11 protein-coding genes and 3 pseudogenes are annotated in these 16326 nt (G+C 69.3%); 10 read left to right on the top strand and 4 right to left on the bottom strand.

Annotated elements, in window-relative coordinates:
- Positions 1–99: 99 nt before the first annotated feature.
- The gene (locus ACWD35_RS26385) at positions 100–1152 is read right to left on the bottom strand and encodes a YncE family protein (protein ID WP_451353773.1); all 1053 of its coding nucleotides are present in this window, start codon (positions 1150–1152) and stop codon (positions 100–102) included.
- Between the two features lie 142 nt (positions 1153–1294).
- Between ACWD35_RS26385 and ACWD35_RS26390 the strand changes: the two genes are divergently transcribed.
- The 3 genes from ACWD35_RS26390 to ACWD35_RS26400 all read left to right on the top strand — a co-directional run bounded on the left by ACWD35_RS26390 (position 1295) and on the right by ACWD35_RS26400 (position 5047).
- The gene (locus tag ACWD35_RS26390) at positions 1295–2206 is read left to right on the top strand and encodes a LysR family transcriptional regulator (protein WP_451353774.1); all 912 of its coding nucleotides are present in this window, start codon (positions 1295–1297) and stop codon (positions 2204–2206) included.
- Between the two features lie 303 nt (positions 2207–2509).
- Entirely contained in the window at positions 2510–3337 is an 828-nt protein-coding gene (locus ACWD35_RS26395; RefSeq protein WP_451353775.1) for a maleylpyruvate isomerase family mycothiol-dependent enzyme, read from the top strand.
- Between the two features lie 1140 nt (positions 3338–4477).
- Positions 4478–5047, top strand: coding sequence for a carbonic anhydrase (locus ACWD35_RS26400; protein WP_451353776.1), 570 nt, complete (start codon positions 4478–4480; stop codon positions 5045–5047).
- A 516-nt stretch (positions 5048–5563) separates the two neighbouring features.
- On the opposite strand, the gene ACWD35_RS26405 is transcribed toward ACWD35_RS26400, so the two are convergent.
- Entirely contained in the window at positions 5564–6589 is a 1026-nt protein-coding gene (locus ACWD35_RS26405; protein ID WP_451353921.1) for an NAD(P)H-dependent glycerol-3-phosphate dehydrogenase, read from the bottom strand.
- Between the two features lie 319 nt (positions 6590–6908).
- On the opposite strand from ACWD35_RS26405, the gene ACWD35_RS26410 reads away from it, so the two are divergent.
- Positions 6909–7772, top strand: coding sequence for an LLM class flavin-dependent oxidoreductase (locus ACWD35_RS26410; protein WP_451353777.1), 864 nt, complete (start codon positions 6909–6911; stop codon positions 7770–7772).
- 422 nt (positions 7773–8194) lie between these two features.
- Here ACWD35_RS26410 and ACWD35_RS26415 read toward each other — a convergent pair whose 3' ends face one another.
- Entirely contained in the window at positions 8195–8866 is a 672-nt protein-coding gene (locus ACWD35_RS26415) for a formylglycine-generating enzyme family protein (RefSeq protein ID WP_451353778.1), read from the bottom strand.
- A 349-nt stretch (positions 8867–9215) separates the two neighbouring features.
- Here ACWD35_RS26415 and ACWD35_RS26420 point away from each other — a divergent pair.
- The 3 genes and pseudogenes from ACWD35_RS26420 to ACWD35_RS26430 form a co-directional block, all read left to right on the top strand.
- Positions 9216–9458: pseudogene (locus ACWD35_RS26420) on the top strand (hypothetical protein); the annotation flags it as partial.
- Between the two features lie 126 nt (positions 9459–9584).
- The gene (locus ACWD35_RS26425) at positions 9585–10868 is read left to right on the top strand and encodes an NAD(P)/FAD-dependent oxidoreductase (protein ID WP_451353922.1); all 1284 of its coding nucleotides are present in this window, start codon (positions 9585–9587) and stop codon (positions 10866–10868) included.
- Positions 10869–11092: 224 nt separating this feature from the next.
- On the top strand, positions 11093–13192 hold the full coding sequence (locus tag ACWD35_RS26430) for a HelD family protein (protein WP_451353923.1): 2100 nt from the start codon (positions 11093–11095) through the stop codon (positions 13190–13192).
- A gap of 37 nt (positions 13193–13229) precedes the next feature.
- Here the strand turns inward: ACWD35_RS26430 and ACWD35_RS26435 are convergent, their stop codons facing one another.
- The gene (locus ACWD35_RS26435) at positions 13230–13856 is read right to left on the bottom strand and encodes a hypothetical protein (protein WP_451353779.1); all 627 of its coding nucleotides are present in this window, start codon (positions 13854–13856) and stop codon (positions 13230–13232) included.
- A gap of 173 nt (positions 13857–14029) precedes the next feature.
- On the opposite strand from ACWD35_RS26435, the gene ACWD35_RS26440 reads away from it, so the two are divergent.
- The 3 genes and pseudogenes from ACWD35_RS26440 to ACWD35_RS26450 all read left to right on the top strand — a co-directional run.
- Positions 14030–14968 (top strand): MerR family transcriptional regulator, encoded by a 939-nt coding sequence (locus ACWD35_RS26440; protein ID WP_451353780.1) that lies wholly within the window; start codon positions 14030–14032, stop codon positions 14966–14968.
- Positions 14969–15019: 51 nt separating this feature from the next.
- Positions 15020–15301 (top strand): annotated as a pseudogene (locus ACWD35_RS26445) (GNAT family N-acetyltransferase); the annotation flags it as partial.
- 490 nt (positions 15302–15791) lie between these two features.
- Positions 15792–16244, top strand: a pseudogene (locus ACWD35_RS26450) (pentapeptide repeat-containing protein); the annotation flags it as partial.
- Positions 16245–16326: the final 82 nt, after the last annotated feature.

Consider the following 16326-nt stretch of genomic DNA (forward strand, 5'->3'; position numbering starts at 1 on the left):
CGGGCACTGCCGGCCGGACGCGGCGCTCGGCATGCTCGACCAGCGTCCATCCCGGCTTAGGTGATGCCTCGATTCCTCGGGATGGTGACGGGCGACGGTTCAGGCCGGGCGTGGGATGTACGCCAGGCCGTGCGCGCCGGGTTCGCCGAGCTTGGTGACGTCCAGCCGGGCCAGGCTCTCCAGCGTCTCCAGGTCGACGATGTCGACGGTGGACGAGACGACGCAGGCCACGTAGGCGAGCCGACCGTCGGGGGACGAGGTGATGGTCAGCGGGAAGAGCCCCACCTCGACTTCACCCACGTGCTTGCGGGTGTCGGCGGAGAACACCGTGAGGCGGCCCGGCGCGTGGCGTCCGAGTCTGGACACCGGGTCGGGGGCCATGCGCACTTCGCCCGCGAGCAGCTTCCCCGTCGACGTCAGGTGCACCGGCAGGACGACGTTCGCCGTGGGCAAGATGACGACGACGGACGCCGTCCGGGCGTCGATGACCCGGATTCCGGTGGCCGGCCGCTCCTCGGTGGTGCCGGAGAAGGAGCCGTAGGGCGCGGCGACGAAGGCGTGCGTGCCGTCGGCGGAGACGGCGAGTCCCTCACTGCCCGGCACCTCGACCTTCGCGGTGAGGGTGCCCCGTTCGAGGTCGACGACCGAGACGAACGGCGCCTCCTTGTTGGTGGCGTAACCCGTCCTTCCCGCCGGATCGATGGCGAACCAGTGCGGGCCCGGCGCGTCCGTGTCGATCCTGCCCAGGGGCCGGCGGGTCTCCGTGTCGATCACCACGACACCGCCCGGCCGGTCCTCCGTGCTCTCAACGCTGACGTAGAGACGACGGCGCGCCGGGTCCAGCGCCAGCCCGTGCGGTCCGTGTTCCGGGGCGAGGTCGACGACCTCGACGATACGGCGGGTGTCAGGGTCGATGACGGTCAGTTCGGTGCGCCGGCCGCTGTTCGCGTGGTAGTAGCCGGAGTCGTACGTCGTGGTGCACCACAGCAGTCGCTGCGTCGGATCGAAGCACAACTCGTGTGGCTCGGCCAGGACTTGCGTCGTACCGAGGAGCCGGTCGGAGGCGGCGTCGAAGAAGGAGACCGTCGGTCCGCTCTGGCTGACCACGGCCAGCACATCGCCTTCTCGACCGGTACGGGGGGACTGCTGCACAGCGGCTCCTTGAACGGGGCGAAGGGAATGCCACGCGTCTGCGCGGGCATCTCCACTCTCCGCGTCGGCGGATGCCGCAACAATGCAAAGATTGACACCAAATCATTGATCCAGGCGTAAAAATGCAGTTCAGGAGGCATCAATGGATCTCAACCTGCTGCGAGTCCTGGACGCCCTGCTCCAGGAGAACAGCGTGACCCGCGCCGCGGAACGTCTCGGCACCTCGCCCGCGGCGGTCAGCCGTACCCTGGCCCGACTCCGCCGTGCCGTCGGTGACCCGCTGCTGGTCCGGGCCGGCCAGGGGCTGGTCCCGACCCCACGCGCCGTGGAACTCCGGGAGGAGGTGGGTGCGTTGCTGCGCAGCTGCGACAACGTCCTGCGTCCCGGTCCCGGTTTCGACGCCGCGCACCTCCAGCGCACCTTCACAGTGCAGGCCACCGATCTGCTCCTGGTGGGGCTGGCCGGGACCCTGACCGACCGGATTCACGCGGAGGCCCCGCAGGTGGACGTGGTCTTCCTACCGGAGGCGGTGGAGGGCGGCCCCGGGCTGCGGCAGGGCTGGGTGGATGTCGAACTGGGCGTCCTCGGACACCTGGACCCGGAGATCCGTACCCGGCAGCTCACCCGGATGACGCTGGTCGGCATCGCCCGCAGCGGTCATCCCCTCTTCGACGGGCGGATCGACGCCCGCCGGTTCGCCGCGGCCGACCACATCGGCATCTCCCGACTCGGCAAGCGCCTCGGGCCCATCGACAGCGCGCTCACGCAACTCGGGCTGCGGCGCCGGATCGCGGTCGTGGTACCCAGCCACACGAGCGCGATGATGCTCGCCCGGGACACCGACCTCGTCGCGCTCAGCCTGGCCGACTGGCTCCCCGACACCGTCTCCGCCATGGGACTGCGGACCTTTCCCATCCCCCTCGACCTGGCACCCCTCGACCTCGGGATGGCCTGGCACCCCCGCAACTCGACGGACCCGGGGCACCGCTGGTTCCGTGAGCGGTTGTCGGCCGCCGTCCTGGCCCCGTCGGGGACGGGGGACGACAGCCGCTAGGGTCTGTCCGGCGGATCAGGTCGCAGGAGATCGACGGCACCTCGCCGAGCCCGTACCCGGCATACCGCCGTGACCCAGCCGGTTTCGCCTGTAGCTTCGAGAGCGGAACGCGGATCGGTCTCGGCCTACACGACGGCCTGCCTCCGGTGGTCGGCATGGCCCACAACTGAACGGGCAGCCGCCGAGCACCAGGACCGAAGCGGGGGGCGCGGGGGACTTGCCGCGCGCCCCCGAGTCTGGTTGGGTACCAGCGCCGCAGGCACGTAGGGCGTGCCCTGGCGGGTGGGGAGTGGAGCGAGCAACGTGCACACGACGGTACGGCAGGACGGCTCGTGGCCGTTGCCCGACGGGCTGGGACAGGCGATCCGGGACACCGCCGCGGAGATCGCCACGCTGGTGCGGAGCGCGAGCGACACGGCGCTTGCCGTACCGGGGTCGGAGTGGACCGTCGGCGAGGCCGCCGCCCACCTGGCCATGGCCAACGAACTGATGGCCGACCTGGCAGCCGGGCGGGAGCGCCCCTACGGCGACGGGACGCCCCAGAGCCTCGCCGGGGCCAACGCGGAGTCCCTGACCGTCTTCGGGGAGCGCCGGGCGGAGCCTCTCGCGAAGATGATCGCGGAGCAGGCCGAGGCGTTCCTGGACGCTCTGTCGCGCACCGCGGCCGACGGCCCGGCACCAGCCACTCCCCTGGGCGTGATGAACCGGTCCGTTCTCGCGTCGTACCTGCTCACGCACATGCTCGGCCACGGATACGATCTGGCTCGCGCCCTGAAGCGCCCGCACATGGTCGACCGGGCACGGGCGGGCTTGTGCATGCCGTTCATGCTCTCGGTCATGCCGCGTGTCGCGGACCCCGCAGCCACGGCCGGACTCACGGCCCGTTACCGGATCCGGCTGCGCGGGGGCGAGGCGTTCGGCGTGTCCCTCACCGACGGCGCCGTGCAGGTGACCCCGGGGGCGCCACCGCAGCGCGCGGACTGCACCATCCTGCTCGATCCCATCGCCTTCCTGCTCATCGCGCTGGGCCGGCTCAATCCCTGGCGCGCCATCGCCCAGGGGCAGGTCCTCGCCTGGGGCCCTCGCCCATGGCTGGCCCCCCGCTTCCCGACCCTGTTCACCGCACCCTGAACCATCGCCCGGGCGGCGGCCCCCGACGCGGGCCTGCGGCGCCTCGCAGCCTGCCGCCTGCCGGCCCCGTACGACTCCAACCAGGCCGGCCAGGTCGCCGCGATAGCCGGGGATGACGAAGCCGGGACCGAACGGCGCGAACTGGGCGAACTGGCGCTGACTGAGCCGGGCAGCGACGGCGGTCCCACTGACTCCAGGACGGCCGAGCCTCCATCCGCACCCGCTCCCGACACTCTTGCTCCCGGGCAGTCATCGCGCCCCCCTGCACATACCCGACCCCGCAGATGGCGGGTAGGAAGTTCGAGGCCAGACCGGCGGAACCACCGGGGGCTCCGGCGAGACGACTCCACTGCCGTCCAGCCCTCCTGGGGGAAAAGGCGGCGAGCGAACGGCGGCCGACCAGTGATGCAGTCAGCCGCCGTCGGCGAGGACTACTCGCCGTTCGATTCACCCTCCGTGTCGGGGGTTTCCTGGGCTGCAGCTTCCTCGGACGAAGCTTCCTCGACAACTTCTTCGGCAACGGGCCCCGTCTCGTCAGGGTCTGCGTCCCCGACGAGGTTCTTGGGCGCGGCTCCTCCAGTCATATCTGGCATGGCTGATCCTCTCGGCGTACTCAAATGTGGATCGGCTTGGAAGCGCGGTCGGTGCACCAGCCTGCAGCGAGAGTGGCAACCATCGATAAACGTTTGAATGATGCACAGGCCACCGATGAAGGAGGAATGCGCCACTCTGGATCCGGTAGCCCGCACGGGCCGCCGCAACCGCCCCCTGCTCCCGCTCCGCTCGGGCAGGGCGGGGTCTCGGCTCACACACTCACGCCACCGCCCGAGACGGCCTGTGGGCCGTCTGTGGCAACGTAATGCCCGCCCGCTTGCGCCTGCTCCGTGCCACCCGCACCACGGTGAACAATTTCCCTGGTCAGGACACAGGGAAGTGTCTGAGCGGTATCGAGGGGAACGACCGATGTACAGAGCAGGACGTCTGGATCGTAGAGCGCTGCTCGCAGGCGGACTTGCGAGCGCCACCGCCGCGCTCTCAGGGTGCTCATCGATGAGAGCCTCCCCGGCAGCGGCCAGCGCTTCGCCGAGCCCGAGGCCGAGCCCGCGCCCGACCACACCCTCCGCAGCATTCGCGAGACTGATGGAAGGCAACGAGCGCTGGGTGAGCGGAGACCTTCAACACCCCGACCGGGATCCGAACCGGCGTCAGCTCGTGGCCCAGGAGCAAGAGCCTTTTGGGTCGGTCCTCTCATGCATCGACTCCCGAGTGCCGCCTGAACTCCTCTTCGACACCGGGCTGGGTGATCTTTACGTGATGCGCACGGGCGGGGAGGCGGTCGACCCGGTGGTCACTGGTTCTGTCGAGTACGGGCCCGTGACCAGTGGCACCCCGCTCATCGTGGTCCTTGGGCATCAGCGTTGCGGCGCCATCGAAGCGGCGTACAAATCCCTTCGTGACGGCAAACCCCTGCCCGGCAACCTGCAGGCGATCGTCAAGGCTCTGCAGCCGGCATACGATCAGGCAGTCCGGGAAGGCGGCGCCGACCCGGTCGAGACCATGGCCCGTGCCCAGGTCAGGTTGACCGCCACCGATCTGCGGTCCAACCAGGACCTCGCACCCCTCGCGGGAAAGGGCGCTCTTGCCGTGGTCGGCGCCTACTACTCGCTCGACACCGGCAAGGTGGAAGTCCTTGCCGGCGCGCCTTCCTGAACCGGCCGGACGCCACCTACGGCTCTGTCAGGTCAGTGACGGGCGACCGGACCGCCTCCCCGGGGCGCCCCGATGCGGCTGACAGCCAGCATTACAGGATGGACCGACTACGACGATGCCGCAGTCGCCCCCACCCGGATTCCGATGTGGCCCTGCGGCAAGCCAGCTGCACCTCGGAGGAGTCGATTCCCTCGCGAGCGATACGGACGCCGATGCGCTGGCTGTGCAGCCACTGCCGCAGGTCGGGAAGGTCGTAGGCGTTGTCGGCGTGCAGCCGCTCGGGGAGCGTACCGGCGGGGCAGCTCGGTTATGCGAGGGTGGAGTGCCCGTCCGGCGCCATGGCCGACCGCGGCCAGTTCCTGGCGACCCAACTCGATCACTGACAGGAACGACTGGGCGGCCTGAGGCGCCTGGGCCTGCTCGACAAGCCGCAGGGGCACACAAGCGGCTCCTCAGGTGCGTACTGCAAGCCAGGCGAGGGTCCCGTCGGCAGAGGCCGGTACGTTGGCGAGCGCGTCAGTCTCTTCGCCTCGTACCCCTCGACCTTCGGCCGGTCCACCCGAGCCTACCTACAACGCCAGTGACATCCCGCAGCACATCCTCGCAGAGGTCATCTGCCGCCCCACGGGCTGAGGCCGTTGGAGGCCGCCCCTCGGGTACGACGGCCTTCAAGGGCGGTGGCGATGGGACTGCGTTCACGGGCGGGCGCCCTGACAGTGCGTGACATAAGGGTGCGAAAAGGCCCCGGCCGAGGTGGGCGCCGAAGGTGTGGTTCCGCGACAGCGTGGAGGAGCAGGTGGCCACCAGGTCGCCCATGCCGGCCAGCCCGGCGAGGGTGAGCGGGTCGGCGCCCATGGCGACGCCGAGCCGGGTCACCTCGGCGAGTCCGCGGGTGACCAGCGCTGCCCTGGCATTGTCTCCGAGTCCCATACCATCGGTGACGCCGACGGCCAGGGCGATGACGTTCTTGATGGCGCCGCCGAGCTCACAGCCGATCACGTCCGTGTTCGTGTACGGCCGGAAGTGCGGCGTGTGACAGGCAGCCTGGATGAGAGCTGCCGTACCCTCGTCCGGGCAGCCGACGACGCTCGCGGCCGGCTTTCTGGCGACGATCTCCCCGGCGAGGTTGAGCCCGGACACCACGGCGATCCGGTCGGGTCGCGCGCCGGTCGTCTCGGCGATGACTTCGCTCATCAACTTGCCGGTGCCCAGTTCGATGCCCTTCATCAGCGATACGAACACCGTGTGCGGTTCCCACAGCTGTGACCAGGCCTCCAGCAGTCCGCGGGCGCTCTGGGCCGAGACTGCGAAGACGGCGATGTCGGCGCCGCGCGTGGCCTCGGCCGGGTCGGCCGTCGCCCGTACGGTCGCCGGCAGTGTCGTCTGCGGCAGGTAATCGGGATTGATGCGGGTGGCGTTGATGGCGTCGACCAGCTCCGCCCGACGGCCCCATGGTGTGACCTCGCACCCGGCGTCGGCCAGCACGAGAGAGAAAGCGGTTCCCCAGGACCCGGCTCCGTAGACAGCAACACGACGAGAGATGCTGGATCTCCTTGCAGATCGGCCCGTGCAGCGAGCAGTACACCCTCGTTACGGGGCTGTTCAGTCCTTGGGCGCCTCAATGTACGCGGTTCGTGAGGCCCTTCCTGTTCCGGCGGGGGTATCGACACCGGTGGTAGCTGTAGCAGCTGTCGGGTCCCGCTCGTGATGTGGAGCCCGACGGGTCAGTCCTGCCAGTCCGACTGCAGTTCGGGGATCCCGATGGAGCGTGCGCGGTCCTGCGCCCGTTGACTGCCTGCTGGGAAACCGCCTGGATCTGAATCTGGTTGCCCCTTCACGGCCAGCCCCGCATCCTGCTGGCATGCGCTTCTCCATCAACATCCCCAACTTCGGTGACTTCGCCGACCCCCGTAACGTCGCGACCGTGGCGGCTGCCGCCGAACAGGCCGGCTGGGACGGACTCTTCGTCTGGGACCACGTACTGCACCGCCAGCACCAAGGGCGTCCCTTCGGAGACCCCTGGATGCTGCTGACCGCAGCCGCGCTCGCGACCTCACGGATCCGGCTGGGCACCCTGCTGACGCCGGTCCCCCGTTACCGCCCGCAGCAACTCGCCCGCCAAGTGGCCACCCTGGACCACCTCAGCGGCGGCCGGGTGATCTTCGCCGCCGGCCTGGGCGGTCCGATCGAGGACGAATACCGCAGCTTCGGCGACGTCGCCGAGCCACGTCTCCTCGCCGAGCGGCTCGACGAGGGGCTGGACGTGTTGAGCCGCTTCTGGTCCGGAGAGCCGGTGAACCACCACGGCCGGCACTACGAGGTCCGGGACGTAACACTGCTGCCCGCCACCGTGCAGCGGCCCGGTCCGCCGGTGTGGATCGGCGGGTTCTGGCCGCGTCGCCCGCCCATGCGGCGGGCAGCACGGTGGGACGGCGCGGTGCCACTCTTCGAGACGGCCCGGCATGGACATGTGCCCGATGTGGCGGAGGTACGCGAACTGGTCGGCTACGTACGCAAGCACCGTGCGGCAGAGGCCGAGCGCCCCTTCGAGTTCGTGCTCGGCGGTGCCACGCCCCTGGACGCGGCAAAGGCCAGGGACGTGATCGGTCCGCTGCACGACGCAGGCGCCACCTGGTGGGACGAACGGCAGGTCCAGACCGGCCCCGACCTGGACCGCCTGTCCCCAGTACTGCGCCGCATCGAAGCGGGGCCGCCGGTGGTCTGATGGGCCGATCGAGAGTGCGCCGGACGCGGTCAGCATCCCCCTTGGGCAATGATCGTGACCGCGAGGGGCGGGGAATCACGTGACGTTGATCATGCGGATCGTGGGGCTGGCAGGCCAGTGCATGGTCGCCGACGTTCCCGTCTCCGTTTCGTCGTGACGAGCTGTCCTGGTCGGAGAGCTGGCGTTTTGAACGGCGGCCACGCAGCCCACCGCCGCTGCACCTGAGCGCCCGCTGCCCGCACGGCCGACCACCCCTGGTGGCCGAAACCCCTTCCGGCAACCAGACCTGAGGCAGTGGCAATGTGAGTTGAGACGAGACACTCGCGCGTTTCACAATGGTTCCACCAACGCCTGTCCCGTCGCCGTCGATCTGGTCCGCGTCTCAGCGGCCACTGCATCTGAGGACGGACGCAGACCGGTCGTCACACGAGGGAACGCGCGATGCGGAATCCGACGTCGTCGACCTGGAAGGTCGGGTGGCTGCGGCGCCGCGCGGAGGCCCGGCAACTCCAGTGCTCATCGAACCAACCACCGCCACGGAGCACCCGGTAGGTGCCGTAGACCTCGGCGTCGTAGACGTCCCAGCACCAGTCCCAGACGTTGCCGAGCATGTCGTAAAGCCCCCACGGGTTGGGGCGTTTGCCGCCCACGTCGTGGATGCGCTCGTGCGAGTTACCGCGGTACCAGGCGATCTCGTCGAGTTCCCCGTATCGCGGCCCAGCCGTACCGGCACGGCAGGCGTGCTCCCACTCGGCTTCGGTCGGCAGCCGGTACCCGTCGGCGGACGCATTCCACTCGACACCTTCGCCGTCCGTACGCAAGTGGTACGCGGGCGTGAACCCGTCTCGCTGGGACAGTGCGTTGCAGAACCGCACCGCGTCCCACCAGGAGACGCACTCGACGGGCAACTGGTCGCCATGGGCGGTGCTCGGCCGCTGGCCTGTGATCTGGGCGTACAACGCCTGGGTGACCGGGAATGCCGCGAGTTGGTAGGGCGCAAGCTCGACCGACCATCTGCGCTGCGTTCGCCGGTCCGACAGCGTCACTTGCCCCGGCGGGATGGAGATCATCTCGTTCCCTGCAATCACGTCCATAACCAGAAGATCCTAACGAGACCTGCCAGTGCGAAACGGCAGAGCCGAACCAGATCGACTGAGACGGGACAACGCCCGTGTCCCGTCACGGTCGATCTGGCCCCTGTCTCACATGATCTGGACCGATCTGCTCAATGTCTCAGGCGATCTGGCCTCTCGGGGGTTACTCGTAGATTCGCGTGATCGAGAGTTGCAGGGCGATGGATCTCCAGGTGACGGGGCCGAGTTGCGCGTGGAATGGCGAGTTGGCGCCTACCCATGCGGCCCAGGAGGCGAGCCAGTCATGCAGGGTGCTGTGTGCCCGGGTGCCTCCGTCGCCTGCCCCTTCGCCGCGTTCGGTCTGCGGGCCACGAATGCCTTGCCGAAGTCCTCGCAGCCGGGTGCGACGAAGGCGATGCACGAGATCTGCAACGCCGAGGACCGCGCGCACGCGGAGAAGGCGATCGAAGGCCCGGCTGCCGTCCTGGCGATGGTGTTCAAGCTGGTGGAGTCCGCCCAGGAACGCCGACGGGCGATCACCGGGGCCCACCTGGTCGCGCTGGTCCGCTCCGGCGCGACGATCGAGAACGGCGCCCCGGCCGAAACCGTGGAAAGGCCGCCGCAGCCTGATCACACATCACCCGATCCACAACTCTTGACAACTGGTCATGGTCCTGACAGCAGTGGCACTGCACCACTCCCACGAACGGCACCACACCCCGAAGGGGGCGATCAGCGCATGACCAAGCCTGAGAGCGCGGGATACGACTACGACGTCGTCATCAGCGGAGCCAGCCTCGCCGGCAGCGCCGCGGCGATCTTGCTCGCTCGACGCGGTGTCCGCGTCGCACTGCTGGAACGCCGCTCGGACCCCGAAACGTACAAGGTGCTGTGCACCCACTCCATCCAGGCCAGCGCCTACCCGGTGCTGGACGAACTCGGCCTCATCCCCGCTCTCGAGAAGGCGGGAGCCGTTCGCAACGAGGCCCGCTGGTACACCCGCTGGGGATGGATCGAGCCGAGGGCCGCGTCGGCGGGACCCGAGCTACCGTACGCGTACAACATTCGGCGCAGCACCCTCGACCCGTTGATCAGGTCCCATGCGGCAAAGACCCCTGGCGTCGATCTGCTCCTCGGTCACCATGTGACCGGGCTGGTCCGGGAAGATGGGCGAACCTTGGGGGTGCGCGCGTCGACACCACAGGGCGAGCGTGAGATCCGGGCCCGCCTGGTGGTCGGCGCCGATGGCAAGGACTCGGCCGTAGCGAAGTTCGCCGGGGTGCCTGCTCGGCTGCACGAGAACACGCGGTTCGGCTATCTCGCGCACTTCCGCAATCTTCCGCTGCACGGCGGGATCGGTCACGCCTGGTTCCTCGAGCCCGACATGGCGTACGCGTTTCCGAACGACGACGGGGTGACGGTCATCGCGGTGCTCCCGGACAAGAAGCGGCTGCCTGCCTTCCGGGAAGACCTGGAGGGCAGCTTCTTCGAATTCGTCCGGGCCCTGCCCGAGGCACCGCCCATCGACTCCGCCGAACGCATCACGAAGATCACCGGCACTGTCAACTACCCGCTTCTCAGCCGCGAGCCGACCGCACCGGGCGTCGCGTTGATCGGTGACGCCGCCCTGACCGGCGATCCCCTCTGGGGAGTGGGATGCGGGTGGGCTCTGCAGTCCGCGCAATGGTTGGCAGAGGCGGTCGCCTCGGCCGCAACCGGTCGGGGCGACCTCAACAAGTCGCTCGTGGTGTACGCACGCACACACCGGCGCCGGCTGCGCGGTCACCAGTACCTGGCCGCCGACTTCGCCAAGGCCCGTCCGTTCAATCCCTTGGAACGGCTGATGTTTTCGGCGGCAGCACGCGATGAGTCGATGGCACGGCACATGTATCTGTTTGCATCCCGCCTGATCGGTCCGCTGCGTTTCTTGAACCCCGTGGCAATGGCCAAGGCATCGGCCATCAACATCAAGCATCGCGGGGCGGCTGTGCCAACCGCGCATCCGTCACACACAGAGTCCTGACCGGCTCCCCTCCCACTCCACTCGCTCTCGGGGTTTCCTCCCGCCCCAGGCGGCGGGGCGGCGCGAGCAAGCGGGATTCGATGCCGGAACCGCAGGCGGGCGTGGTGCCGCGTCGGAGGTCACATTCCACCTGGTTTGGTCAAGATTTACTTTTCCGGAATCCGTCTGCATAGTGGCGCCTCGAAATAGTGGCGGGTTGGCGGGTTAAACGGGAGGGCCTTTTCTTGTCGCAGATCAACGATGGCGCCGCGCGCGAGGTGGAGCTTGAGCGAGTTCAGGTGTCCGTCATAGGCGAGCTGTTCGATGAGCGGCTGGCCGGGGTGCGGGCGCAGCTGGCGCGTGTGCTCGCGTCGCCGCCCGATGGTGCGACCGAGGCGTACGAACGGGAGGTGGCGGCCGGGCGGCTGGCGGGGGAGATTCGTCGACTGGAGGGGGCCGAGGACGGGTTGGTCTTCGGCCGGATCGACCTGGCGGACCGGACCGTCTTGCGCATCGGACGGCTGGGGCTGCACAGGGACTCGGACGAGCTGCCGATGCTGGTGGATTGGCGGGCCGAGGCCGCGCGGCCTTTCTATGAGGCGACGCCGGTTCATCCCATGGGGCTGCGGCGGCGCCGCCATCTGCGCCTGGCGGGCCGCACCGTGGTGGGGGTGAGCGATGAGCTGCTTGACGGCTCCGCACCCACCGGACAGGACGTGGTCGGCGACGGCCCGTTGACGGCGGCGCTCCAGGAAAGGCGCACGGGGCGGATGGGTGCGGCGGTTGCCACGCTCCAGGCCGAGCAGGACACGATCGTCCGGTCGCCGCACCGCGGGGTAACGGTGGTGCAGGGTGGTCCGGGCACCGGAAAGACGGTTGTGGCGCTGCACCGCGCCGCGTATGTGCTGTACGCGTTCCCGAAGGCAGCAGAGCGCGGCGTGCTCGTACTGGGGCCGAACGCGCGCTTCCTCGACTACATCTGCCAGGTCCTGCCCTCGCTCGGGGAGAACGACGTCGTCTTGGCGACGTGCGAGGAACTGGCCGGCGTCGTGCCGGGCGCCGCGGACCCCTTCGAGGTGGCGCGCCTGAAGGGCAGTGCCGCACTGGCCGACGGGCTGGCCGCTGTGGTCCGCTCACGGCAGGCCCCGGGCGGCGACTTCGACGTCCGGGTCGGGCAGGAGTGGATTCGTCTGCGGGACAGGGATGTCGCACAAGCGCGGGAGTCGGCGCAGACCAGTGGTCTCGCGCACAACCGGGCGCGTCGGCTGTTCAAGGAGCTGCTGGTCGACGCCATCGTCCGTGAGCTTGCCCGCAGTGGCGCCGAGGCGCTTGAACTTATCGACGCTCAGGTCGCGCAGCTGACCGGCCTCGACCTGGACCGGGCTGTGGCAGCGGACCTGCGCCGCCTCGGTGTTGACGACGCGCCTGCCACAGGTGCCGACGAGTTCGACGCCGACGCCGTGCGCGCCGACCTCCTGGACGATGCCTTGCTCGATCAGGCCGTCGAAGACCTGTGGCCGCGGCTCGCGCCCGGCGACGTGGTCCGCGCCCTGCTGACGGATGCTGACGCGCTGGCCGCGTACCTGCGGCAGTTCACCGACGACCAGCGGACCCTGCTGTGGCGAACGCCCGGTGCGCCCTGGACGGACGCTGATGTGCCGCTTCTCGACGAGGCGGCGAGCCTCGTTGACGGCCCGCCTGAGCACGCCTTCGGGCACGTCGTCGTCGACGAGGCACAAGAGCTCACCGCCATGCAGTGGCGGATGATCGTGCGCCGTTGCCCGGGCAGGTCGATGACACTGGTTGGAGATTTCGCCCAGGCAGGCCCGGCGACAGTGGCCCGGGACTGGAACGAGGCACTCGGCCCGGACCTCGGGCGGCGCTTCGACCTGCGAACCCTGACCGTCAGCTACCGGACCACGCAGGAGATCCTCGCCGCCACAGGGGACTTGCTCGCCCGGATCGCCCCGGGCCGGCCGGCGATCCGATCGATCCGGCACGGCGAGGTGCCTCGAACCCTCGCCGCGGCCCCGGAGTCGCTCGTCACCGCCCTCGTGCGGGAGCTGCGGGAGCAGGGCGCCGCGTACCCGGGCGAGTTGGTCGGGGTGATCTGCGCCGATGACAGGACGGAGCAGCTCACGGCTGCGGGGATCGAGCAGCATGCTTGTCTGGTGCCGGCCTCACAGGCGCGCGGCTTGGAGTTCGACGCCGCCGTCGTGGTCGACCCGGACGGGATCACCGCCGCCCGCCCTGGGGGCGAGCGCGACCTGTACGTCGCCCTGACCCGGGCCACCAAACGACTGTGCACAATCACCGTCCCGCCCACCGTGAAGATCACGAGTTGAGGACTACCCGGGCGGACAGGGGCCGGGTAGCAGGCACTCAGCGTCCACGGACCACAGAATCCTTCTGCCGGACCAGGGTGTTCTGGAACGCTCCCGGTTCGGCCCGGAACAGGTAACGGGGGCGCGGCGCGGGCGGGTCGTCGCGGAGGATGCCGAGGCGGCAGGGCCGACCGGGGTCCAGGGTCTCCCCCGTCTGCGGATGGGTCGGCACGAGGAGTATGTCGGCGTCCGCGTCGGGGGCGGGCAGCCCCGGTCCGGCCAGGACGGCGCGCCGCGCCGGCAGATCCGCGGGCAGCAGGGCGTCGAGGGCGCGTTGGAACACCTCTTCGATCAGGCCGTCCGGGACGGTCACCGGCCGGCCTTCCGAGGCCGCCGGCAGGTGGGCGAGCGCCCGGCCGCCTGCCGTCCCGCACTGCGGGCTCCATGACCACCAGTGGTTCAGCCCCAGCCGCGATCCCCACCTGGTGATCGACTCGAACGGGGGCGTGCCCGTCCCCTCCGTCATCAGCTCCCCGCAGGAGAGCGGTGCGGCGTCGACGTCGTCGACGGGGTGGCGGCGCACGGCGTTCGGGGCGAGCCACACGGCCTGCCAGAGCGAGCAGTCGTCGATCCGGCTCGCCACGGCCAGTCCGCACGCCTCGCAGGCCATGTTGGGGCAGGGCAACCGACAAATGTCCTCCGCTTGGGAAACAGGGGCTTCGACGCAGCCCGGCCGCGGCCGGCCAACGTGTTTTTCTTGCCGCGACCGGCAGGCCGACGAGCAGAACATCGCCGTCATCGTGGAGATGAGGGGTGCAGACTTGAGTCTCCTGCAGGGGGAGACAGGAAGGTGAGCTCATGGACGGCAGCACCCTCTACTCGATCGGTGAACTGGCCCAGCGCACCGGGCTGACAGTCAAGACGATCCGGTTCTACTCCGATCGCGGCATCGTGGCGCCTGCCGACCGCACCCACGCCGGCTACCGGCGCTACTCCCCAGATGCCGTCGCTCGCCTTGCCCTCGTGCGGACGCTGCGAGAACTGGGACTCGGCCTCAGCATGATCCGGCGGGTCGTGGACCAGGAACTCACACTCAGCGAAGTCGCCGCGGAACACGCCGCCGCACTCGACGTGCAGATCAGCGTCCTGCGTCTGCGACGGGCGGTGCTGACGGCCGCCGCCGGACGCGAGCCCACCCCCGAGGAGATGGAACTCATGCACCAGTTGGCCACACTGTCCGCGGCCGAACGCCGACGCCTGATCGACGGCTTCCTCGACACCGTCTTCGAAGGCCTCCATTGCGGCTCCCGCCACGCCGCAGCTCGGCGCTCCATGACGCCCGAGCTCCCCGACAGCCCCACAGACGAGCAGGTCAGGGCATGGGTGGAGCTGGCCGAACTGTCCCTGGACCCGGATTTCCGCGCAAGTGTGCGGCGCCTGGTCGAAGACCATGCGGCCGACCTGCCCGACAGTGCCACCACGCCACCGCGCCCGGACTTGGTCGCCGTCGCCCGTGATCTCGTGGGACCGGCCGTGGCATGTGGCATCAGCCCGGATTCGTCCCAGGCCGATCCTGTCGTCAGGGCGCTCACCGCTCAGTGCGCGCTCGCCCACGGCCGCCCCAATGACGCCGAGCTGCACCGGTGGTTGCTGCACCGTCTGGAGACCGCGAGCGATCCCCGCAGGGACCAGTACTTCCAGCTGCTCGCGATGGTGAATGACTGGCCGGCACCGGAACGCCTCGCCCCGGTGATCGACTGGTCCGTCACAGCTTTGCGGGTACGGACAGCTCGATGACGCAACAGCCTCACGGCCCCGCCGGACAGCCGGACGTAACGTTGAGAGCCGGTGCGGCCACATACTCTCGACCGACGGACAAGATCGTTGTACGGCTGGAGGCAGGCGCAGGGCCAGTTGAGCGGTCACGTGGTCCTCAAGCATGTCACCCCGGATACTTCGTCCGCCGAGGTCGGCTACTGGACCGCGGCGCATGCGCGCGGCCGGGGAGTCGCGCCCCGAGCGCTGCAGGCGCTGACGGACTGGGCCTTCACCGCTTTCCCTGGTGACGAACTGACGCGCCTTGAACTCCTGCACCAAGTGGACAACACGGCATCATGCCGCGTGGCGCAGACGCTGGTGCTGTGACCGCATAGGTTCGCCGGGTTCGGCCTTGTTCTAGGATCCTCTGGCTATGGGGGGATCTGTTCGTGGCCGGTGGCGCCTGACTCGTGCCGTTGCTGTGGCGCTGGCCGCACTGGCCGTGACCGTGTTACTGGGTTTCGTGCTCCTGGCTCTTCCGGGGCTGATAGTCGACCACGACCTCGCAGGTGGCCACCTCGCTGCAGCGGACCGGGTGAGCGCGGTGAACAACGTGCGCACCACGCTTCTGCAGGCGGTCGGAGGTGCGGTCGTCCTGTTCGGCGCCTATGCCACGTGGCGGCAGCTGCGCGTCAGCCAAGACGGGCTGAACGCAACCCGAGAGGGGAACATCACCGATCGCTTCAGCCGGGCCGTAGACCAACTCGGCAGTGACAAGCTGGACGTACGGATCGGGGGCATCTACGCACTGTGGCGGATTGCCGATCACTCCGACCGCGACCGCGAGGCTGTCGTCTCCATCATGGCGGCGTATCTGCGGACACACCTTCCCTGGCCGCCGCAGGAACCCGCCTTTCCGGCGGTGGACGTGCCCATTAACTCGGTGCCCCCGTTGGAGACCCGCGCCGCGGACGCTCAGACGGCGCTGACCTGCCTCGGGGTCCTGTGCCAGGAACGCCGTCCGGAGTGGCTCAACATCAGCTTGACCGACCTGCGCCGAGCCGACTGTGACGGATTGTGGCTGCACGGAGTCAACTTCGACGGCGCATGCCTGGAAGCGGCGAGCGTCTACCAGGTCAACCTGAGCAAGGCGTCACTGATCGCCGCCAACCTGCGGCATGCCGAACTCGGCACTTCCATTCTCCACCAGGTCCGCTGTCTGCAAGCCGATCTGCGCGGCGCACGCCTGGTCAAAGCCGACTTGAGGTCGGCGGACTTCTCCAGTGCGGACCTGCGGGAGGCGAACCTGCGCAAGGCCCGTGCCCAGGGCGCCGTGTTCGTCGGCGCGGACCTGCGGTTGGCCGACCGGCTTCGACGCTCAAACAGCCGGCGTCGCT

Source organism: Streptomyces sp. NPDC002671 (assembly GCF_053592475.1).

Excerpts from the sequence above, each read along its gene's own strand:
- ACWD35_RS26415 (WP_451353778.1), bottom strand. The coding sequence starts at position 8,866 with ATGGACGTGATTGCAGGGAACGAGATGATCTCCATCCCGCCGGGGCAA.
- ACWD35_RS26400 (WP_451353776.1), top strand. The coding sequence starts at position 4,478 with ATGGAAGGCAACGAGCGCTGGGTGAGCGGAGACCTTCAACACCCCGAC.
- ACWD35_RS26425 (WP_451353922.1), top strand. The coding sequence starts at position 9,585 with ATGACCAAGCCTGAGAGCGCGGGATACGACTACGACGTCGTCATCAGC.
- ACWD35_RS26390 (WP_451353774.1), top strand. The coding sequence starts at position 1,295 with ATGGATCTCAACCTGCTGCGAGTCCTGGACGCCCTGCTCCAGGAGAAC.
- ACWD35_RS26440 (WP_451353780.1), top strand. The coding sequence starts at position 14,030 with ATGGACGGCAGCACCCTCTACTCGATCGGTGAACTGGCCCAGCGCACC.
- ACWD35_RS26410 (WP_451353777.1), top strand. The coding sequence starts at position 6,909 with ATGCGCTTCTCCATCAACATCCCCAACTTCGGTGACTTCGCCGACCCC.